Raw genomic sequence first — 20831 nt, 5'->3', positions numbered from 1 at the left:
AGGGTCGAGACGGTGGTGAGGCCGCCTCGAGGCCCGGGGCAGCGGGTGACGCGCCGCCCCGGGAGTCGATCAGGCGCCCCAGCCGGCCTGGGTGCCGCCGACGCGCTCCTCGGCGATGCGGGGCAGGTAGCCGGATGCCGCGAACGCGGCCATCGGGTCGGCGGGAAGCCCGCGCGACTCACGCCACTCGGCGAGGGCCGGGCGCACGTCGGTGTAGAAGGCGTCCATGAGCACCGCGTTGGCGCCGAGCACGTCGTTCGCCTGCTGCGCGGCATCCAGAGCGGCACGGTCGATGAGGAGCGCGCGCGCCGTCATCTCCTGCACGTTCAGCACCGAGCGGATCTGCCCGGGGATCTTGTCCTCGATGTTGTGGCACTGGTCGAGCATGAAGGCCACGTCGGGGTTGTTCAGGCCCCCGCCGCGCACGACCTCGGTGAGGATGCGGAACAGCTGGAACGGGTCGGCCGCGCCCACGATGAGGTCGTCGTCGGCGTAGAAGCGCGAGTTGAAGTCGAACGAACCGAGCTTTCCGAGGCGCAGGAGCTGCATGACGATGAACTCGATGTTCGTGCCCGGCGCGTGGTGACCGGTGTCGAGGCACACCATCGCCTTGTCGCCGAGCGAGGCGACCTGGGCGTAGGAGGTCCCCCAGTCGGGAACATCGGTGTGGTAGAACGACGGCTCGAAGAACTTGTACTCCAGCACGAGACGCTGGTCGTCGCCGAGGCGCGCGTAGATCTGCTGCAGCGAGTCCTGCAGGCGGTCCTGGCGGCCGCGCATGTCGTTCTGGCCGGGGTAGTTCGAGCCCTCGGCGAGCCAGATCTTCAGGTCGCGCGAGCCCGTGGCATCCATGACGTCGATGCAGGCGAGGTGGTGGTCGATGGCTTTGCGGCGGATGCGCTCGTCGTGGTGGGTGAGGGCGCCGAACTTGTAGTCCTCGTCCTGGAAGGTGTTCGAGTTCACCGTGCCGAGCTTCACGCCGAGGTCCTCGGCGTGGCGGCGGAGGGCCGAGAAGTCGTCGACGAGATCCCACGGGATGTGCAGGGCCACCGAGGGGGCGAGCGCCGTCAGGCGGTTGACCTCTGCGGCATCCGCGATCTTCTCGAACGGATCGCGGGGCGTCCCGGCGGTGGGGAACACGCGGAAGCGCGTGCCGGAGTTGCCGAACGCCCACGAGGGCAGCTCGATGGCCTGGCCTTCGAGGGTGGAGAGGATCTCGGGAGACAGCGTCGTCATGGGCGGGTGCTTTCGGTCGGGGCGGATGCCGAGGACTCGGCGTTGACGGAGGGAACGGATGCCGCGGGCGCGGCCGCGGCGAGCTGGTCGGCGAGGTGGAACACCTCGGTGAGCGTGGCCGCCGCCTGGTCGGGGCGCCCGTCGAGGCCGAGGAAGAAGGGGGCCATCTCGGCCTCCCATGCGGCTGCGACCGGGGACGCGGCGAGATAGGCCTGCGCGGCCGCGTCGTCGTCGGTCTCGTAGTAGCCGATGAGGCGTCCGCCCGCACCGAGGAAGAGGGAGTAGTTGCGACGACCGGCTGCGGCGATCTCGGCGAGCATGTCGGCGCGGACCGGGGTGTGCCGGGCGACGTACTCGTCGACCCGCTCCGGGTGGACACGGAGTTCGAAGCAGACGCGCGTGGTCTGTGCGGACATGGGGTGGGTCTTCTCTCCCTCGAGAATGAATCGTTTCATCGCACGATACCACAGCGCGTCGGACGGTGCGATATCGTCAACGGATCATGGCGGTGAAGATCAAGGACGTCGCGGCGCACGCGGGTGTCTCGGTGGGGACCGTCTCGAACGTGCTGAACGGTCGCGCGACCGTCTCGCCCGCCGCCGTCGAGCGCGTCCGCGCCGCGATCGACGCCCTCGGCTACGTCCGCAACGACGCCGCCCGGCAGTTGCGGGCGGGACGCAGCCGATCGCTCGCGCTCATCGTGCTCGACGTCGGCAACCCCTTCTTCGCCGCGGTGGCGCGCGGGGCCGAGGCCCGCGCCGCGGCCGACGGGTACATCGTGCTGCTCGGCTCGAGCGGTGCGGACGGCGACCACGAGCGCCTCTACCTCGACCAGTTCCGCGAGCAGCGCGTCGCGGGCGTGCTGCTCACCCCGGCCGACGCCGACGGCGACGTCGTGGAGCACCTGGCGTCGGCCGGCATCCCGGTCGTGCTCGTCGACGAACAGGCCACCGCGGGCGAGGTGTGCACCGTCTCGGTCGACGACGTCGAGGGCGGCCACCTCGCCGTCGCCCACCTGCTCGCGCAGGGGCGGCGACGCATCGCCTTCGTCGCCGGCCCCCTCGCCACCCGCCAGGTCGCCGATCGACTCACCGGCGCGCGCCGCGCGGTCGCGGAGGTCGAGGGCGCCACGCTGGAGATCATCGAGACGGCCGCCATGACGGTCCTCGCCGGCCGCGCGGCCGGTGAGGGGCTGCGCGAGCGCTCCGACCGCCCCGACGCCGTCTTCGCCGCCAACGACCTGCTCGCCGTCGGGGTGCTGCAGGCGCTCACGATGCTCGGCGACATCCGCGTGCCCGACGACATCGCCCTCGTCGGATACGACGACATCGACTTCGCCGCCGCCACCGTCGTGCCGCTCACCTCGGTGCGTCAGCCCGCCGAGGAGATCGGCTCGACCGCCGTCGATCTGCTGCTGCGCCAGCTCGACGGCGAGCTCGACCCCGCCGAGCGCCAGGTGCGCTTCCGACCCGAGCTCGTCGTGCGGGCGTCGAGCCGCTAGCGCCGTCGCGCGGGCCGGGTGCGTTCCCACGAGCCGGTCCGTCCGTCCCGTCGCGCGGCCAGGTGCGCTCCCGCGAGCCGGTCGGCCCGCCCCGTCAGGCGCCTCCGCTCCCACCGTTGAGCGTCCAGAACACGCCGTGCACCGCCCCGCGGACGCGGCGTGTTCTGGACGCTCAACGGGAAGCCCCCCCGGTCGAGTGTCTGAGACACCCGGAGACCGCCTCCACAGCATCCGGGATTCGTGGACGCTCGCGGGGCCGGCCGCCGCGGGGCGGGGAAGCCGCGGAACCGCCGAGGCCCGGGGCCGACCGCGGACCCGGAACGCCGACGTCCCGGAACACCGACACCCCGGAACACCGACGCCCCCGGAACGCCGAAGCCCCCGGAACGCCGAAGCCCCGACCGCCACGAGGGCGGCCGGGGCCGATGCGGGGCGTCGACTCAGAAGTCGAAGTCCGCGATGTTCGAGGAGTCGAACACGTAGGGGTCACCGAGGAGGACCGTGGCGTCGGCGCCGACGGTGAACTCGCCGAGCTTGCCCGCCTCGAAGGAGTCGCCCTCCTTACCCGTGATGGTGCCGTCGATCAGCGCCTTGGTCGCGTACGCCGACAGGTAGCCGAGGTCGGCGGGGTTCCACAGGGCGAACGCGGTGATGGTGCCGTCCTGCACGTACTCGCGGAGCTGGTTGGGCGTGCCGAGACCGGTCAGCGCGACCTTGCCCTTGTACTCCGAGGTCGAGAGGTAGCGACCGGCGGCGGCGATGCCGACGGTGGTCGGCGAGACGATGCCCTTGAGGTTCGGGTACGTCTGCAGCAGGGCCGCGGTGCGGTCGAACGAGGTCTGGTCGTCATCGTCGCCGTAGACGACGTCGACGAGCTCGATGTTCGGGTGGTTGGCGGCGAAGTCCGCCTTCATGAGCTCGATCCAGGCGTTCTGGTTCGTCGCGTTGGCCGCGGCCGACAGGATCGCCACCTGACCGGCGTCGCCGATCTGCTTCGCGACGAGGTCGACCTGCACCTTGGCGATGCCCTCGGCGGTCGCCTGGTTGATGAAGAGGTCGCGGCACTTCGCGTCGGTGTCGGAGTCGAACGTGACGACCTTGACGCCGGCGCTGCGTGCCTCGTCGAGCGCGTCGCAGATGGCCGAGGGGTCGTTCGCCGAGATGACGAGGCCGCCCACGCCCTGCTGAGCCGCGGTCTGGATGTACTGCACCTGCGACGTGGGCGTCGCCTCGCTCGGACCGACCTGCTCGAAGGTGCCGCCGAACTCGCCGATGGCCTCCTCGCCGCCCTTGTTCGAGGTCTCGAAGTACGGGTTGCCGAGGTTCTTCGGCAGGAAGGTGATCGCGAGATTGCCCCCGTCGCCCCCAGAACCGGAGCCTCCGCCGGAGCCGCTGGAGCAGCCGGTGGCGACGAGGGTGACCGCCAGGGCGAGAGCGGCGGCAGCGGTGCCGACGCGGGTCTTGCGCGTGAATGCGAACATCGTTGTTTCCTTTCGTGATGCGGGTGTGGTGAGCAGGTCAGACGGTGGCGGCGGGGGCGGAGGCACGCGCGTTCCTGCGCTTGCCGAGGGCGGCCGCTCGGCGGGATTGCACCCAGGCGAGCAGGCTGGCCGACACGACGGAGAGCACGAGGAGCACGCCGGTGATGACGTTGATGATGTCGCTCGTCACCCCCGCGAGCCGCAGCGCGCTGCCGAGGGTGCCGATGAGCAGCACGCCGGCGATCACGCCGTGGAGGGCGCCGCGGCCGCCGAAGATCGACACGCCGCCCAGCAGCACTGCGGCGATGATCTGCAGCTCCATGCCCATGGCGTTCTCGCCGCGGGCGTTGCTGTAGAGCAGGGTGAAGTAGACCCCCGCGAAGCCCGAGACCGTGCCGCTGAGCACGAACAGGACGAACTTCGTGCGGGCCACGTCGATGCCGGAGAACTGCGCGGCCTCCTTGTTGAGGCCGATCGCGTACAGCGACCGCCCGAACGGGGTGAGGTGCAGCAGCACGGCGAACACGATCGCGAGCACCGCGAACGGGATCATGATCAGCGGCAGGGGCGTTCCGGGGATGTTCGCCTTGGCGAGGTCGGTCCAGGTTTCGGGGAACTCCGTGACCGCCTCGGTGCCGAGGAGGCCCACGGCGATGCCGCGGAAGAGCGCGAGCGTCCCGATCGTGACGGCGAGCGAGGGCAGTCCCACGACCGTCACGAGGAAGCCGTTGATCGCCCCGGCCACCAGGCCCACGACGATCGCCGCGAGGGCGGCGACCTCGAACGGCCAGCCCGCCTGCGTGAGGACGCCGACGGTGACGCTGGAGAGACCGACGATGCTCGCGACCGAGAGGTCGATCTCCTCGGTGATGATGATGAGCGTCATCGGCAGCGCGATCAACAGGATCGGTGCGATGTCGCGCAGCAGGTACGTGACGGTGAGCGGGCTGTCGAAGTTGCGCACCGTCGCCAGCGAGACGACGATCACGAGCAGCAGGATGCCGATGATGGCGGCCTCGCGCGTGAGCAGGGCGCGACGCCAGAACGGGCGTCCGTGCGCGCGGTAGGTGCGGGCGCGTTCGTCGACGGTGGTGGAGGTCATCGACCCGTCTCCCTCTCTGCGGTGAGCTTGCGGGACTGCCGGACGGCCAGCACGCGGTCGAGCACGATGGCGCCGAGGATGAGCGCGCCGACCACGGCGCGCTGCCAGAAGTCGTCGATGCCGAGGATCGGCAGCGCGCGGTTGATCGTGAGGAGCAGGTAGGCGCCGATGGCCGCACCCCAGACGGTGCCGACGCCGCCCGAGATCGCGACGCCGCCGATGACGGCCGCCCCGATCGCCTGGAGCTCCCAGCCGAAACCGGCGTTGGAGGCGACGGTGCCGTACCGGGCGGCGTAGAGCACGCCCGCGAGACCGGCGAGGGCGCCGCTGGTGACGAACGCGCCGATGATGCGGCGGTTCACCTTGAGGCCGTACAGGTGGGCGGCGGCCGGGTCGGACCCGATCGCGTACAGCTCGCGCCCGCTGCGGAGGTTGCGCAGGTACCAGGCCGCGACGATCAGCACCACGACGGCGAGGATCGTCAGGATCGGGATGCCGAGGATCTGGCCCGTCCCGAGCCCGCGGAAGTCGGCGGGCAGGTCGGAGGCGTTGACGCGGTTGCTCCCCGCCCACGCGACGTTGATCCCGCGGTAGATGTACATCGTGCCGAGGGTGATGACCAGCGCGGGCACCTTCGCGTAGGCGACGAGCGCGCCGTTGACGAAGCCCAGGATGCCGCCGACCACGATGCCCGCGAGGAAGACGACCACCAGCGGCAGCCCGGGCACGTCGATGAAGAGGCGTCCGGTGAGATAGGCGGTCAGCCCCACGACCGAGCCGACCGACAGGTCGACGTTGCGCGTGATGATGACGATCGCCTGCCCGACGGCGACGAGCAGCAGCAGCGACGGCGTGAGCAGCAGGTCGCGGAAGCCGTCGGGCGAGAAGAGGAACGTCGGGTTGTTCAGCGTCGCCACGACGATGATCAGCACGAGCGCGAGGACGATGCCGCTCTCGCGCGCCGTGGCGACGTGCGAGACGAGCTTCGCCGCGGGGCTGGTGCCCGGACGGACGGGGGTGGCGGTGCTCATCGGAGGCTCTCCGCTTCAGGGGTGGTCGGGACGGGGAGGAAGGATGCCGCGCTCACAGCGATGCCCCCGCCTCGGCGGTCGCGGCGAACATGACGGCCTCGGGGGTGGCATCCGCTCGCGCGAACTCCCCCGTCAGTCGTCCTTCGCGCATGACGAGGACGCGGTCGGCCATGCCGAGGACCTCGGGCAGTTCGCTCGAGATCATGAGGATCGCGAGGCCCTGCTGCGCGAGCTCGGAGAGGAGGCGATGCACCTCGCTCTTGGTTCCGACGTCGATGCCGCGGGTGGGCTCGTCGACGATCAGCACCTTGGGCTGCGTCGCGAGCCACTTGCCGATGACGACCTTCTGCTGGTTGCCGCCGCTGAGCGTTCCCGTCGTGGCATCCAGGGCCGCCGTCTTGACCTCGAGGCGGCTCGCCCATTCGCGCGCCGCGCGGTTCTCATCGGAGCTGCGCAGGAGTCCCCAGCGCGAGAGCTTCTGTCGGATCGCGAGGGTGATGTTGCGCGAGACGCCCTCGTCGAGGACGAGCCCCTGCTTGCGGCGGTCTTCGGGCACGAGCGCGAGGCCGCGTGCCGTCGCCTGACGCACGGCGTTCTTCGGCAGCATGCTGCCCGCGAGGCGCACGGTGCCCGATTCGTAGGGGTCGACGCCGAAGATCGCGCGGGCGACCTCGCTGCGCCCGGCGCCGACGAGTCCGGCGAGACCGACGATCTCGCCGGCGCGCAGCGTGAACGAGATGTCGCGGAAGACGCCCTTGCGGGTGAGCCCCTCGACCTCGAGCACGACCTCGCCGGGGGTGGACGGCAGCTTCGGGAAGAGCTCGGTCACGTCGCGGCCGACCATCTGCCGCACGAGGTCGTCGACCGTCGTGTCGGCCAGGGGCGTCGTGTGGACGTATGCCCCGTCGCGCATGACGGTCACGGTGTCGCACAGGGCGAAGACCTCGTCGAAGCGGTGCGAGATGAACAGCAGGGCGCGGCCCTCGTCGCGCAGGCTCCGCGCCACCGCGAACAACCGCTCGACCTCGACGCCGCTGAGCGCCGCGGTGGGCTCGTCCATGATCAGCACCCGAGCGTCGAGCGAGATGGCCTTGGCGATCTCGATGATCTGCTGGTCGGCGATCGAGAGCCCCTCGGTCACCCGATCGGGATCGAGGGCGACGCCCAGGCGGGCGAAGATCTGCGTCGCCTCCTCGCGCATCGCGGCGCGGTCGATGCGTCCGAGACGGCCGGTGGGCTGGCGGCCCATGAAGATGTTCTCGGTGACCGACAGGTCGGGGAACAGCGTCGGCTCCTGGTAGATGACCGCGATCCCCGCGGCCTTCGACTGGGCGGTGCTGACGAAATCGACGCTCTCGCCGTCGAGCAGGAAGTCGCCGTCGTCGCGACGGTAGAGGCCCGCGATGATCTTCACGAGCGTCGACTTGCCCGCGCCGTTCTCGCCGATCAGCGCGTGGATCGAACCACGGTCGAGCACGAGGCTCCCCGACCGCAGGGCCACCACGGGGCCGAAGGACTTCATCACGCGGCGCAGCTCGAGGGCGTGGTCGGACGGGGCGTGGGTCGCGTCCATCGCGTCAGCCATGCGGCCTCCTCATTGAGGGTCGGTCCGGTTTCCCGGGTCGAATCTGAAACGTTTCAGATCGGATGCCAGTCACTGTAGGGTGAGCCCGACGACGTGGTCAAGTCGGGATCGCGTCGAGACCGGATCGTGACGTGAGGAGGCGCCGTGTCGGTGAGCATCCGCGATGTCGCGACGCTGGCGGGCGTGTCGGTCGGGACCGTCTCGAACGTGCTCAACCGCCCCGACGCCGTCTCCGCCTCGTCGGTCGAACGCGTCAACAGTGCGATCGAGCAGCTCGGCTACGTGCGCAACGACGCGGCGCGCCAACTGCGCGCGGGAGTGAGCACGACCGTCGGCTTCGTGGCACTCGACGGCCGCAACCCCTTCTTCGCCGACGTCGTGGGCGGCGCCGAACACGAGGCCACCGCGCGCGGTCTCGCCGTCCTGCACGGCAACAGCGACGAGGACGCCGCCCGGGAGACGCTGTACATCGACCTGTTCGAGCAGCAGATGGTGCGGGGCCTGCTCATCGCGCCGTTCGGCGACGTCACCGCGCGACTCACGCGGCTTCGCGCCCGCGGCATCCCGTCGGTGCTGATCGACCGCTTCTCCGGCGACGGACGCTTCTCGTCGGTCTCGGTCGACAGCGTGGCCGGTGGACGACTGGCGGCCGAGCACCTGCTCTCGCGCGGTCGTCGCCGGATCGCCTTCGTCGGCGGCTCCTTCGACATCCGTCAGGTCACGGACCGTCTCGCCGGAGCCCGCAGCGCGGTCGAGAACAGCGCCCACCCCGCCACGCTCGAAGTCGTCCCCACCCACGCGCTCACGGTCGACGAAGGAGTGGCCGCCGGGCGGCGGCTCCTGGCCCGCGACCGCGCCGATCGCCCCGACGCGGTCTTCGCCGCCAACGACCTGCTCGCCCTCGGACTCCTCCAGGGCCTGGTCGTCGACGGCCGCATGCTCGTGCCGGACGAGATCGCCGTCGTCGGCTTCGACGACATCCCCTTCGCCGCCGCGGCGGCCGTGCCGCTCACCTCCGTCCGCCAGCCGAGCGCGCTCATCGGGGGGACGGCGATGCGCATCCTGCTCGACGAGGCCGACGATCCCGGGCGCCCGACGCGGCAGACGGTGTTCGCGCCGGAGCTCGTCGCCCGAGCGTCCACGGGGGCGCCGTAGCCCGACGCCCCCGCGCCGGCGTCAGTGCGCCGGCATCCCCTCCACGGCCTCGGCCTGCTTCGGCGTCCGCACGAACGCCGCGAGCACGACCACCGCGATCGACAGGCACGCCGCGACGAAGAAGGCGGTGTGGATGCCGGAGGCCGTCGCATCCACGGCACCCGCTCCCCCACCGGCCGCCGACGCGGCGCCGACGGTCATGAGGGTCACGAACACCGCGGTGCCCGCCGCTCCCGCGAGTTGCTGCACGGTCGACACGATCGCGGAGCCGTGCGGGTAGAGCGCACGCGGCAGCGAGCCGAGCGCCGAGGTCATGAGCGGGGTGAACATGAACGCCAGGCCCAGGCTGAGGACGCAGTGCACGGCGATGACGAAGCCGATCGGCGTCGTGGCCGAGAGCGTCGCGAAGCCCCACAGCGCGACGCTCGCGACGACCGCGCCCGGGAGCACCAGCGGGCGCGCGCCGAAGCGGTCGAAGAGGTTGCCGACGATCGGCGCCATGAGACCCATGAGCAGTCCGCCCGGCAGCAGCATGAGGCCGGTGGGGAGGGTTCCCAGGCCCAGGACGTTCTGCAGGTACAGCGGCAGCAGGATGAGCACGCCGAAGAGGGTGGTCATGGCGACGACGACCAGGATCACGGCCACGGTGAAGGTCGAGTGGCGGAAGACGGCGAGGTTCAGCAGGACGCGTTCGGTCGCGCCGAGCCGCACCTGCCGGACGACGAAGGCGGCGAGCGCGACCGCACCGACCACGAGGGGGATCCACACGGGCACGAGGGCGTGTCCGCCGGCGGCCTCGCCGATGCTGGAGAGTCCGAAGATGATGCCGCCGAAGGCGAGGGCCGACAGCACCACCGAGAGCACGTCGAGGGCGACGCGCCGGGTCTCGGTGAGGTTCTGCACCCAGCGGGCGCCGAGCGCGATCGCGACGAGGGCGATCGGCACCATGACGACGAACATCGCACGCCAGGGGAAGACCGACAGGATGAGTCCCGACACGGTGGGCCCCACGGCCGGGGCCACCGAGATGACGATCGAGATGAGGCCCATCATGCGCCCGCGCCGGTGGGCGGGGACGACGTTGAGCACCGTCGTGAACAGCAGCGGGATCATGATCGCCGTGCCCGACGCCTGAACGATGCGCCCGAGCAGCAGCACACCGAAGCCCGGCGCGACGGCGGCGACGACCGTGCCGAGGGTGAACAGCCCCATCGCGGTGAAGAAGAGCGTGCGGAGCGGGAAGCGCTGGATGAGGAACCCGGTGGTGGGGATGACCACGGCCATCGTGAGCAGGAAGGCCGTGGTGAGCCACTGCGCGGTGGCGGCGGCGATGTCGAGCTCGCGCATCAGTTCGGGCAGGGCGACGCCCATGATCGTCTCGTTCAGGATGACGACGAAGGCGGCGACCACGAGGAGGGCGATGACCGCACCGGGGCGGACGTCGCTCCTGCCGGGCGGCGTGGCGGTGGTGGGGACGGTTCCGGTGGAGACCATGGGCGACCAATCTGAGCAGGTTCCGACAAGTTGGCAGTTACTGCCAATAAGACATGGACTACTGTATCGGACATGAGCACCCCCGCGGCCCCCGTCGAGGGCCTGCGCGACCGCCGCCGCCGCGAGACCGCCGTCGAGATCTGCGCCGCCGCTCTCGACCTCTTCGAACAGAAGGGGGTGCAGGGCACGACGGTCGACGAGATCGCCGCGCGCGCGGGCGTGTCCGCACGCACGTTCTTCCGCCTCGCCGGCACGAAGGAAGACGCGGTCTTCATCGACGACGGCCGCTTCGCCGACGCCCTCGCGGGGGTCGGCGACTCCGGCGACGGCATCCGCGCCCTCCTCTCGGCTCTGCGCGACGTCTTTGCCCGTGAACTCCAGCTCCTGGATGCCGACGCCCGGGCGCGCGAACGGTACCTGCGCGTGCGGCGACTCATCGCCCACGAGCCCGCCCTGCTCGGCGCCGCCGTGCGCCGGGAGGTCACCTCGGCCGATCGCTTCGTCCCCGAGATCGCCGAACGGGTCGGGCTCGCCGAGCTCGACGTGCGCACGGCCCTCGGAGTGGCCGGCCTCGAGATGCGGACGACCCTCGACGAGTGGGCGCGCCGCTACGACCGCGGCGAGGCGAGCACGCTCGAAGGTCTGCACCGCGAGGTGCGGGCCCGGCTGGCGGACGCCGTCTGACTCGCCGACACGACCGCGGCGGTCACGTCTCGCGCGTGATCGTGACCTTCACCTTGAGGTTGCTCTTGCCGGGGCCGGCGTAGACGCCCCGCAGCGGAGGGACGTCGTTGTAGTCGCGGCCGCGACCGACGAGCACGTGACGGTCGCCGATCTCGATGTTGTTCGTGGGGTCGAAGCCCTGCCAGTCGCCCGCGAACCACTCGACCCACGCGTGCGACTCGCCCGTGACCGCCTCGCCGACCTCCGCGGACGGCTTCGGGTGCAGGTAGCCCGAGACGTAGCGGGCCGGGATGCCGACCTCGCGCAGCGCTCCGATGGCGACGTGCGCGATGTCCTGGCACACGCCCTTACGGGCCTCCCACGCGTCGATCGCCGTGGAGGTCACGCCCGTGACGCCCTGCATGTACTCGATCGCGTTCCCGATCGCCTCGGCGATGGCGTGCGCGGCCGGGCCGGGACGGTCGTGTTGGGCGGCGATGGACCGCGCCAGTTCGGCCACCTCGGCGTGCGGGGTGGTGCGGCGGGTCTGCGACAACTGCTCCACCGTCGAGATCGATCGGTCCGCCTCGGCGGCGAGCTGCTCCCACGTGATGTCGGCGTGCTCGATCGGTCGAGGGCGCACCTCGACCAAGGAGCGCGCCGTGATCGTGAGCGCGGCATGCGGCGAGAGGACGTCGAACGCCGCGACCCGCGTGCCGAAGTAGTCGACGTACTGGTTGACCGAGGTGGAGGGCTCGATGTCGAGCGACGAGCTCAGCACGAACTGGCTGTCGGTGGAGTGCGGGAGCATGCGCGCCTCGTTGTACGAGGCGACGACGTCGCCCGGGTACACGAAGCCGGTCTGGTGCTCGATGCGCAGGCGCTTCATCGCAGACCCCCCGGGGTCGTCGCGATCGCCGCGGTCATGGCATCCATCATGAGATCTCCCCGATCCAGCTCGGCTCGGCCTGCGTCGGGAAGAACCGCGAGCGGATCGCCTCCGACGCCTCGCGCGTGACCGTCTGCACGCGCTGCATGTGCTCCGGCAGGTCGGTGAGCACGTCGCTGACCGGCCGGTACTCGAGGTCGTTGCGGATCTGACCGAGGGCCCGCAGCACGGTGTTGGAGTGCCCGACACGGTCGGCGCGCGGGTCGATCGCGCTCATGCAGTCCTCGGCCCGCTGGATCGAGTAGATGATCGAGCGCGGGAACAGGCGGTCGAGCAGCAGGAACTCCGCCGCGTTGCGGGCGCTCGGCATGCCTCGATAGGTGCGCAGGTAGGCCTCGTAGGCGCCGCACGACCGAAGGATCGTGGTCCACGACGGCCCCGACACCTCGGTGAGCGACCGGGTCGCGAGCAGGCGGGCCGTCATGTCGGTGCGCTCGATGCTGCGGCCGAGGGTGAAGAACTGCCACGCCTCGTCGCGGTTGGTGGACGAGTCGACGATGCCGATCGCCAGGGCGGCGCGTTCGCGCACCCACTGGAAGAACTCGTGCACCTTGTCGGTCTGCAGCCGCCGCGGCATCCGCGAATTCGTGGTGTTGAGGATCTCCCACAGCTCGGTCGAGACGATCTCGCGCGCGCGGCGGGCGTTCTCGCGGGCCGCGGTGAGCGAGTAGGCGATGCTCGACGGATTCATGCGGTCGACCGCGAGGCGGGCCAGCACGTCGTCGCGGCGCACCGAGTCGACGTTCTCGGGCCAGGCCGAGCCCATCACGCTCAACAGCGACCGGCACGCGGTGTCCTCGTCGATCCAGGGATCCTCGAGCAGCAGCTGCAGGTGCACGTCGAGGATGCGCGCGGTGCCGTCGCTGCGCTCGATGTAGCGCCCGATCCAGAACAGGCTCTCCGCGATGCGGCTCAGCATGATCCCCGCTCCCCTCCGTCACCAGCGGGCGCGGCCGAGCGCACAGAGGACCCTGGGCGCACCGAGCACCCTGAGCGTGTCGAGGGGTCCGGTACCCCCTCGCGCGCCTGCTGTTGCTGCTCCGCCTGCGGGCCGTGCTGCACCCCGGCATCCTGCTGCTGCTGTTCCTGCTGCTCCTTGCCGGAGCCCGGGCGCGGGTCGCGCGGGGAGGTGGTGGGCGCGGGCTGACCGTCGTAGATGATCGGGATCGCCTCGGTCACCGCCGCCTGGTCGGCGACGAGACCCGAGACGCCGTTGCCCTGGCCGTACTCGACGTGAGACGGCGCGGATCCGCCGACCACCCACGTGTCCTTCGAGCCACCGCCCTGGCTCGAGTTGACCACGAGCTGACCCTCGGGGAGGGCCACGCGGGTCAGGCCGCCGGGCAGCACCCAGATGTCGTCGCCGTCGTTGACGGCGAAGGGACGCAGGTCAGCGTGCCGCGGTCGCATCCCGTCCTCCACCAGCGTCGGGATGGTCGAGAGCATGACGACCGGCTGCGCGATCCAGCCGCGGGGATCGGCGAGCAGGCGTTTGCGCAGCGCGTCGAGCTCGGCGGGCGAGGCGTCGGGGCCCACGACGAGCCCCTTGCCGCCGGAGCCGTCGACCGGCTTGACGACGAGCTCGGGCAGGCGATCGAGCACCTCTTCGAGCGCGCCCGGGTCTTCGAGCCGCCAGGTGTCGACGTTCTTGAGGATCGGCTCCTCCGCGAGGTAGTAGCGGATGAGATCCGGCACGTACGTGTAGAGCAGCTTGTCGTCGGCGACGCCGTTGCCCACGGCATTGGCGATGGTGACATTGCCCAGGCGCGCCGCGAGCATGAGGCCGGGGGCGCCGAGCATCGAGTCGGCGCGGAACTGCAGCGGGTCGAGGAAGTCGTCGTCGACGCGGCGGTAGATGACGTCGACGCGCTGCGGTCCGCGCGTGGTGCGCATGAAGACCTTGCCGCCGATGCACAGCAGGTCGCGTCCCTCGACGAGCTCGACGCCCATCAGACGCGCGAGCAGCGTGTGCTCGAAGTACGCCGAGTTGTAGACACCCGGGGTGAGCACGACGATGTTCGGGTCGTCGATCCCGGGCGGGGCCGACGCCTTGAGCGCGGCGAGGAGCTTGTTCGGGTAGTCGCCGACGGGGCGGACGCGCATCGACACGAACAGCTCGGGCAGCGTCTGCGCCATGACCCGACGGTTGGAGATGACGTATGAGACACCCGAGGGCACGCGCACGTTGTCTTCGAGCACGCGCATCTCGCCGTGCTCGTCGCGGATGAGGTCGATGCCCGACACCTGGATGCGCACGCCGTTGGCACTGCGGATGCCGGCGGCCTGGCGGTAGAAGTACTGCGACGACGAGATGAGACCCGCGGGCAGGATGCCGTCGCGCACGCAGTGCTGGTTGCCGTAGGCGTCGTCGAGGAAGGCCTCGAGGGCGCGCACCCGCTGCTTCACGCCCGCCTCGATGCGCGACCACTCGTCGTAGGCGATGACCCGGGGCACGGCATCCAGGGGGAAGGGCCGCTCCTCGCCCGCGAAGTCGAACGTGACGCCCTGCGCCAGGTACGAGCTCGCCAGAGACTCGGTGCGGCCGCGCAGCTCCTCCTGGGTCATCTGCGCGAGCGTCTGGTACAGCTCCCGGTACGCCTCGCGAGAGGGGGCGGCGTCTCCGGGCGAGGCCGGGACGCCGAACATCTCGTCGTACGCCGGGATGCCGGATGCGGTCTTGCGCGGCGCCAGCGTGGAGCCGTAACCGTCGAACAGGTCACCCATGCTGAGACTCTACTCAGCACCGTGTTGCGGGAACGTTTCCCCCACACCTCTCCCACGTCCGCACAGCCGATGGATAGAGTGACGCCCACCGTCCGCCGCAACGACCAGGGGTGCCTCCATGCGCGTGCTCGTCACCAGTTCCCGTAACACCTTCGCCCTCGACCTGATCCGCAAGCTCGGCAGCGTCGGGCACACGGTGTTCGCGAGCGACACCTACGACGGCGCCGTGGGCAACCACTCGCGCTTCCTCTCCGGACACCTCGCCACCCCGTCGCCGCGGTTCGAGACCGACGCCTTCATCGCCGCGGTGAGCGACTACGTCGAGAAGCACGACATCGACGTGATCATCCCCACGTTCGAGGAGGTCTTCTACCTCGCCGCCCGCGTGACCGACCTTCCCGCGCGCGTGCGCCTGTACGCCGGCAGTTTCGCCGATCTGGCGCGCCTGCACGACAAGGCGAGCTTCCAGCGCCTGGCTCAGGATGCCGGGGTGCCCATCCCCGAGACGGTGGTCGTCATCTCGCCCGAGGAGCTGCGCGAGGCGATCGCCTCGTTCCCGCGCTACTTCGCCCGCGCGGCGTTCTCGCGCGGCGGCGTCGGCCTGCTGACCAACACCGGTCCGCTCGCGGGCAAGATCCCGGTCGACGAGTGCGTCCCCACGCCCGAGCAGCCGTGGCTCGTGCAGCCCTTCGTCGATGGACCGATGGTGTGCACCTACAGCGTCGTCGTCGACGGCAAGGTCCAGGCGCACACCACGTACAAGGCCGCCGAGCAGTGGGCGCATTCCACCGCGATCGCGTTCATCGCCGTCGACAGCACCGACACGCTCCGCTACACGCAGCAGCTCGTCGACACCCTCGACCCGGGCTTCACCGGACAGATCTCGTTCGACTTCGTCGACCACGGCAGCGCCGCGGCCCCCGACTACAAGATCATCGAGTGCAACCCGCGGCCGACGAACGGCGTCATCCTGCTCGAGGCCGACGACGTGTCGAAGGCCATCCAGGGCGAGCTCGCCGAGCCGGTCGTGGCCGTGCCCGGCACGGAGCGGCAGATCACCCTCGCCGTGCTCGCCGACGCGTTCACGGAGCCGCTGAAGCACCTGCCGAAGACGCTGCACGACCTGCTGCACGTCCGTGACGTGGGCGCGGGGTGGTGGGACGACGCCGCGATGCTGTGGAGCCCCGCGACCATCGTCCACGGCGCCAAGATCTCGCACGGCGATCGCAAGGAGATCCTCGCGGCCCTCGGCGACGACATCGTGTGGAACGGCGAGCCGATCGAGGGGATGACCCCGGCGGACGCCGAGGCGCTCGAGGCGGTGCACGCCGGTCGGGTCTGACCCTCCGGCATCCGCGATACGTGCACGCGAGTCGCCAGGAATCGTCGTTTCCGGTGCGTCCAGGGCGACAGATCCTGGCGACTCACGCGCCCGGGATCAGGGGCGGAGCACCACCTTGATGCAGCCGTCCTCCTTCTTCTGGAACGTCTCGTAGAGACCGGGGGCGTCCTCCAGCGGGGCGTGGTGGGTGACCAGATCCATCACGCCGAGCGGGTCGGCGGAGTCCTCGACGAGCGGCAGCAGGTCATCGATCCAGCGCTTGACGTTGCACTGGCCCATGCGCAGGTTCAGCTGCTTGTCGAACATCGTCTTCATGGGCAGGATGTCGGCCTCGCCGGCGTACACCCCGCTCAGCGACACCGTGCCGCCGCGGCGCACCAGGTCGATCGAGGCGTAGACCGCGGCGAGGCGGTCGAGGCCGGCCTTGTCCATGAGCTTCTGCGCGAGGGCGTCGGGGAGCAGCCCGACGGCGTTCTGCGCGAGCTTGATGCCGCCGTTGCCGTGGGCCTCCATGCCGACGGCATCCACCACGCCGTCCGCCCCGCGTCCCTCGGTGAGGTCGATGAGCTCGTCGACGACGGTGTCGGTCAGGTCGTAGGTCAGGATGCCGTGACGCTCGGCCATCGCGCGGCGCTCCGGCTCGGGCTCGATCGCGAGCACCCGGTAGCCCAGATGCACGCCGATGCGTGCGGCGAACTGCCCCACCGGGCCGAGACCCATCACCGCGAGCGTGCCGCCCTCGGGGACGTTCGCGTACTTCACGCCCTGCCAGGCGGTGGGCACGATGTCGCTGAGGAACAGGTAGCGGTCGTCGGGCAGGTCGTCGCCGACACGGATGTGGTTGTAGTCGGCCAGCGGCACGCGCAGGTACTCGGCCTGACCGCCGGGGACCTGCCCGTAGAGCTTGGTGTAGCCGAAGAGCGCCGCGCCGCTGCCGTACTCGCGCACCTGCGTGGTCTCGCACTGCGACTGCAGACCGCGGCGGCACATGAAGCAGTGCCCGCACGAGATGTTGAAGGGGACGACGATGCGGTCGCCGACCGCGAGGTTCGTCACGGCCGAGCCGACCTCGACGACGACGCCCATGGGCTCGTGGCCGAGCACGTCTCCCTTGTCGATGAAGGGGCCGAAGAGCTCGTAGAGGTGGAGGTCGGAGCCGCAGATCGCCGTGGAGGTGATCTTCACGATCGCGTCGGTCGGCTCGAGGATCTCGGGGTCGGGGACCTCCTCGACGCTCACGTTGCGGGTGCCCTGCCAGGTCAGTGCCTTCATGGTGATGCCTCTCGTTCCGGGGACGGCCAGTCTGCGGCGAGACCGGAAGACCGCCGAGGTGGTTGACGAACCCCCGTCTCGTGGGTCAGGCGCCGGTCTCGGCCAGTGGTGGGGAGTCCACCCACGCGTGCACGCGGCGCAGGAACGCGGCGTATCCCGCCGGGGTGCGTCCCGTGAACCGCCCCGACGTCTCGACCTCGTGGGTGTCGCTCGCGCGCACCGTCGCCCCGATGGCCCGCACCGCGCGGACCAGGGCGACGTCCTCGTGCTCGGCGAGATCGGGGATCCCGCCGGCCCGCGCGTAGACGCTCGCGCGCACGCCGAGGTTGGCGCCGTGCACGTTGCCGGCGGGTTCACCGCGCCGGTGCGTCGCACGCCAGTACGCCGCATGCCGCGCGCTGAGATCGGCGAAGTCGGGACGCACCGTGCCCAGGATGAGATCGACACCGGCATCCATCAGCTCGAGCTGGTGCGTGATCCAGTCGCGGGGCACCGTGGTGTCGGCATCCGTCATCGCGATCCAGGTGTGCACCGGGTCGCTCCCGAGAAGGCTCAGGGCCCGCTCGACGCCGAGGCGGCGGGCGGTGCCCACGCGCCGCGCCGTCAGCTCGATCGCCTCGATCCCGCGGCGCCGCACCTGCGCCGCCGTGGTGTCGGTGCAGGCGTCCAGGGCGACCACGACCACCGCCGACAGCCCGGGGTCCCGCTCGCGCGCGTGCGCCACCGCCCGCTCGACCGAGGCCAGGCACCGACCGATCAGCGCCTCCTCGTCGTGGGCCGGGATGACCACCGCCAGCGCCGTCACGCGAGCAGGCCCGCCTCGGCCGCGACCGATCGGGCACCCGCTCGCCCGAACACCTCGAGCAGGAAGTCCTCCTCCTCGTGCCGCACGAGGCGCACGAGGTCGGGTCGGGCGCCGATCGCGGCGTGCACCTCGTCGCCGCTCCGCGGGTATTCGGCGACCGGATGCCGCCAGTGGCAGGCGACGAGGTGCCCGTCGGCGCTCAGCGTCGACACGGCCGCCGCGAGCCCCCGCTCGAGGTCGTCGCCCGCCCAGTAGTACGCCACCTCCGACAGCACGATGAGCTCGAACGCCCCCTCCGGCCAGTCGGCGGGCAGCGTCGCTCTCCGCAGCTCGACGTTCCGACGGTCGGCGAGGCGCGCGCGAGCGCGCTCGAGCGCAGCGGAGGCGAGGTCGACGGCGATGACGCGGTCCGCGCGATCGGCGAGCTCGGCGGTGAGCGCGCCCGTCGCGCAGCCGGCCTCGAACACCGCCCGGTAGCGCCGGCGCGGAAGCGCCGCGAGTAGCGCTGCGCGCTTGCGGTGCTCGTACCAGCGCGAATCGAACCCCCACGGATCGTCGTGGCGCGCGTACATGTCGTCGAAGTAGTCCTGCCCGACGGAGGGCGCGGCGGGCATCGCCACCGCGTCCCGCGCGGTCGGTTCTGCGACGGGCTCCGGGGCGAAGAACACCTCGCCGTCGCGCTCGAAGTGCGCGCGCATGCCCACGTGCACCATCGGCTCGTCGCCGGGCGCGGGCGACAACGCCTGGAGCTGACTCGCGTGCGTGTCGAGGGCGCGGGTCTTGGCATCCCGAGCCGCCGCGTCGAGGGCGAGGCGCTCCGCGCGCTCCCACGGCACGTCATCGACGCCGCCCCAGTGCCAGAGCCAGATCGGGAAGGAGCGCGAACGCACCCCGCGCGCCGCGCACACGTCCTCCACGATCTCGCCGACCACCCGGTGGTCGCGGTGTCCGTCCCCGCGCCACGGCGAGAGCACGAGCACCCGGTCGGAGGGCTCACGGTCGACCGCGCGCAGCACCGCCGCGGCGATGGCGTCGCGGTGGTCGTCGGTGCCGCCGTCGGGGAGTCCGAGGAACACCGGCTCGCTCTCGATCCCCACGATCGACGCGGCCTCCCGCAATTCGCGGCGGCGGGCCAGGGCGAGGGTCGCGGGGCTGTGCGTGGGCGAGTCGGGGTGCGACCCCTCGCCGTCGGTCACGACGAGGAGGTCGACCGGGATGCCGCGGGCGGCGGCCGTCGCGATCACGCCGGCGGCGCCGAGGGTCTCGTCGTCGGGATGCGCGGCCACGACGATGACCCGGTCCACGTCGAGGGCGAGCGCCGGGAGCTCGCGCCGCAGGGCGGGGCTCCACACGCTCTCGGCGGTCCCGGGATCGCGGTGGTCGAAGCTCACCACCCTCCGTCCCCCGCGGCGACGTCGGACCCGATGCGGGCGAGGTCCCGCTCGGCGTGATGCTGACGCACGTACACCTGGAGGTCGGCCACCCGCCGGGCATGCGCCTCGTCGGCGACGAGCGGCGCCGGTCCGAGGGCGTGCGCGGCCGCGGCGATCGTCTGCTCGACGGCGTCGACGACGACCGTGCGCGCGCGGGTGGCGCGCAGACCCGGGGATGCCGACCCGCCGCCGTCGAACACCGTCGCCGTCTCCACCAGGACGGCGCGCGCCGCCCACAGGGCCGCATCGGCGCGTCCCAGGTGCACGCGCGAGAGCTGATCGGCCCGCTCCCCCGCGGCGGCCGCGGCGAGCGCGTCGCGCAGGGGCATCGCCCCGCCCCACCAGCACGCCGCGACACCGACCCCGCCGTGCGCGAATCCGGGTCGGCGCAGGTACCAGCCCGGATCGCCGACGGGGACGGCGATCGCGCCGTCGACGTCGATCGGGGCGCTCACGACCCGGTCGAGGCCCCGGGCGTGCCACGGTCCCGAGCGCGCCGACACGGCCGGGCCGCGCAGGTCGAGCGCGAAGAGCTGCCGGTGGTCGTCGTCGACCCAGGCTGTGACGAGCGCGTGGTCGAGGTCGGCGGCAAGGGAGCACCAGGGCTTCGTCCCGTGCAGGGTCCAGGTGCCGGCATCCCGTCGCGCCTCGAGGCGCGCGCCCGGCCCCTCGGCCGCGAAGACCCCCCACGAACCGTCCGTTTCGGTGTCGAGCACGATCCCGTCGGCGGCCGCCTCGTCGAGGATGGCGAGGGCATCGAGATGCGGCTCGAGCATGCGGGCCGCGGCGACGTCGCGGGCGGCGACCCCGGCGAGCAGCTCCCAGGTCGCCGCGAGCGACCGCGGCCGGGGGACCCCGGTCGCCCAGGCGAGCGTGGCGGCGAGATCGGTGCCGAGGGTCTGCACGGCATCCGCCCGCTCGAGAGCCTCACGGACGCCGTCGAGATCGACCGCGCCGGGCGCGAGGAGCAGGGGGAAGCGGGGATGGTCGCCGTCTGTCACCGGCCCACCCTCGGCGCGGGGAACGTTTCACGACAGAGCCTTGACACCGACCCGCCG

At 71.5% G+C, this 20831-nt stretch carries 18 protein-coding genes; 4 read left to right on the top strand and 14 right to left on the bottom strand.

Annotation, left to right across the window (positions count from 1 at the left end):
* Nucleotides 1-69: 69 nt before the first annotated feature.
* Nucleotides 70-1236 (bottom strand): L-rhamnose isomerase, encoded by a 1167-nt coding sequence (rhaI, locus tag AB0N82_RS05530; RefSeq protein ID WP_363389079.1) that lies wholly within the window; start codon nucleotides 1234-1236, stop codon nucleotides 70-72.
* The gene (locus AB0N82_RS05525; RefSeq protein WP_363389076.1) at nucleotides 1233-1652 is read right to left on the bottom strand and encodes an L-rhamnose mutarotase; all 420 of its coding nucleotides are present in this window, start codon (nucleotides 1650-1652) and stop codon (nucleotides 1233-1235) included. The genes rhaI and AB0N82_RS05525 overlap by 4 nt, the downstream gene beginning before the upstream one ends.
* 86 nt (nucleotides 1653-1738) lie before the next feature.
* Between AB0N82_RS05525 and AB0N82_RS05520 the strand changes: the two genes are divergently transcribed.
* Nucleotides 1739-2737: a LacI family DNA-binding transcriptional regulator gene (locus tag AB0N82_RS05520; RefSeq protein WP_363389073.1), complete on the top strand. Its 999-nt coding sequence runs from the start codon at nucleotides 1739-1741 to the stop codon at nucleotides 2735-2737.
* Between the two features lie 440 nt (nucleotides 2738-3177).
* Here the strand turns inward: AB0N82_RS05520 and rhaS are convergent, their stop codons facing one another.
* Genes rhaS through AB0N82_RS05500 form a run of 4 tightly spaced genes read right to left on the bottom strand, consistent with a single transcriptional unit; the run spans nucleotide 3178 to nucleotide 7936 of the window.
* Nucleotides 3178-4218: a rhamnose ABC transporter substrate-binding protein gene (gene rhaS, locus AB0N82_RS05515; protein ID WP_363389070.1), complete on the bottom strand. Its 1041-nt coding sequence runs from the start codon at nucleotides 4216-4218 to the stop codon at nucleotides 3178-3180.
* 37 nt (nucleotides 4219-4255) lie between these two features.
* Nucleotides 4256-5320, bottom strand: coding sequence for an ABC transporter permease (locus AB0N82_RS05510; RefSeq protein WP_315994426.1), 1065 nt, complete (start codon nucleotides 5318-5320; stop codon nucleotides 4256-4258).
* On the bottom strand, nucleotides 5317-6351 hold the full coding sequence (locus AB0N82_RS05505) for an ABC transporter permease (RefSeq protein ID WP_315994425.1): 1035 nt from the start codon (nucleotides 6349-6351) through the stop codon (nucleotides 5317-5319). Before AB0N82_RS05505 ends, AB0N82_RS05510 begins: the two co-directional genes overlap by 4 nt.
* A 52-nt stretch (nucleotides 6352-6403) precedes the next feature.
* Nucleotides 6404-7936 (bottom strand): sugar ABC transporter ATP-binding protein, encoded by a 1533-nt coding sequence (locus AB0N82_RS05500; RefSeq protein ID WP_315994424.1) that lies wholly within the window; start codon nucleotides 7934-7936, stop codon nucleotides 6404-6406.
* Nucleotides 7937-8080: 144 nt separating this feature from the next.
* On the opposite strand from AB0N82_RS05500, the gene AB0N82_RS05495 reads away from it, so the two are divergent.
* Entirely contained in the window at nucleotides 8081-9091 is a 1011-nt protein-coding gene (locus AB0N82_RS05495; protein WP_363389065.1) for a LacI family DNA-binding transcriptional regulator, read from the top strand.
* Nucleotides 9092-9112: 21 nt separating this feature from the next.
* On the opposite strand, the gene AB0N82_RS05490 is transcribed toward AB0N82_RS05495, so the two are convergent.
* Nucleotides 9113-10585, bottom strand: a complete 1473-nt coding sequence (locus AB0N82_RS05490) for an MDR family MFS transporter (protein WP_363389062.1) — start codon at nucleotides 10583-10585, stop codon at nucleotides 9113-9115.
* A gap of 72 nt (nucleotides 10586-10657) precedes the next feature.
* Here AB0N82_RS05490 and AB0N82_RS05485 point away from each other — a divergent pair, with 72 nt between their 5' ends.
* Nucleotides 10658-11269, top strand: coding sequence for a helix-turn-helix domain-containing protein (locus AB0N82_RS05485; RefSeq protein ID WP_363389059.1), 612 nt, complete (start codon nucleotides 10658-10660; stop codon nucleotides 11267-11269).
* A 22-nt stretch (nucleotides 11270-11291) separates the two neighbouring features.
* On the opposite strand, the gene AB0N82_RS05480 is transcribed toward AB0N82_RS05485, so the two are convergent.
* The 3 genes from AB0N82_RS05480 to AB0N82_RS05470 are packed head-to-tail and all read right to left on the bottom strand — an operon-like array spanning nucleotide 11292 to nucleotide 14921.
* Nucleotides 11292-12137 (bottom strand): transglutaminase family protein, encoded by an 846-nt coding sequence (locus AB0N82_RS05480; protein ID WP_315994420.1) that lies wholly within the window; start codon nucleotides 12135-12137, stop codon nucleotides 11292-11294.
* A gap of 46 nt (nucleotides 12138-12183) precedes the next feature.
* On the bottom strand, nucleotides 12184-13116 hold the full coding sequence (locus tag AB0N82_RS05475) for an alpha-E domain-containing protein (RefSeq protein WP_315994419.1): 933 nt from the start codon (nucleotides 13114-13116) through the stop codon (nucleotides 12184-12186).
* Nucleotides 13110-14921, bottom strand: coding sequence for a circularly permuted type 2 ATP-grasp protein (locus tag AB0N82_RS05470; RefSeq protein WP_363389055.1), 1812 nt, complete (start codon nucleotides 14919-14921; stop codon nucleotides 13110-13112). The genes AB0N82_RS05475 and AB0N82_RS05470 overlap by 7 nt, the downstream gene beginning before the upstream one ends.
* Before the next feature lie 118 nt (nucleotides 14922-15039).
* Here AB0N82_RS05470 and AB0N82_RS05465 point away from each other — a divergent pair, with 118 nt between their 5' ends.
* Nucleotides 15040-16263 carry a carbamoyl-phosphate synthase large subunit gene (locus AB0N82_RS05465; protein WP_363389052.1) on the top strand — a complete coding sequence of 408 codons (1224 nt, stop codon included), beginning with the start codon at nucleotides 15040-15042 and terminating at the stop codon, nucleotides 16261-16263.
* Nucleotides 16264-16359: 96 nt separating this feature from the next.
* Here AB0N82_RS05465 and AB0N82_RS05460 read toward each other — a convergent pair whose 3' ends face one another.
* The 4 genes from AB0N82_RS05460 to AB0N82_RS05445 form a co-directional block, all read right to left on the bottom strand.
* Nucleotides 16360-17535, bottom strand: coding sequence for a zinc-dependent alcohol dehydrogenase (locus AB0N82_RS05460; RefSeq protein WP_315994416.1), 1176 nt, complete (start codon nucleotides 17533-17535; stop codon nucleotides 16360-16362).
* Between the two features lie 85 nt (nucleotides 17536-17620).
* Complete coding sequence (locus AB0N82_RS05455) at nucleotides 17621-18340, bottom strand: glycosyltransferase (RefSeq protein ID WP_363389049.1); 720 nt, start codon at nucleotides 18338-18340, stop codon at nucleotides 17621-17623.
* On the bottom strand, nucleotides 18337-19731 hold the full coding sequence (locus AB0N82_RS05450; protein ID WP_363389046.1) for a bifunctional PIG-L family deacetylase/class I SAM-dependent methyltransferase: 1395 nt from the start codon (nucleotides 19729-19731) through the stop codon (nucleotides 18337-18339). The genes AB0N82_RS05455 and AB0N82_RS05450 overlap by 4 nt, the downstream gene beginning before the upstream one ends.
* The gene (locus AB0N82_RS05445; RefSeq protein ID WP_315994413.1) at nucleotides 19728-20774 is read right to left on the bottom strand and encodes an acyl-CoA dehydrogenase; all 1047 of its coding nucleotides are present in this window, start codon (nucleotides 20772-20774) and stop codon (nucleotides 19728-19730) included. Before AB0N82_RS05445 ends, AB0N82_RS05450 begins: the two co-directional genes overlap by 4 nt.
* Nucleotides 20775-20831: the final 57 nt, after the last annotated feature.

Source organism: Microbacterium sp. NPDC089186 (assembly GCF_040685115.1).
GTDB lineage: Bacteria > Actinomycetota > Actinomycetes > Actinomycetales > Microbacteriaceae > Microbacterium > Microbacterium galbum.
Note: the sequence above shows the minus strand (reverse complement) of the source record. Positions and strands in the feature narration are given on the sequence as shown.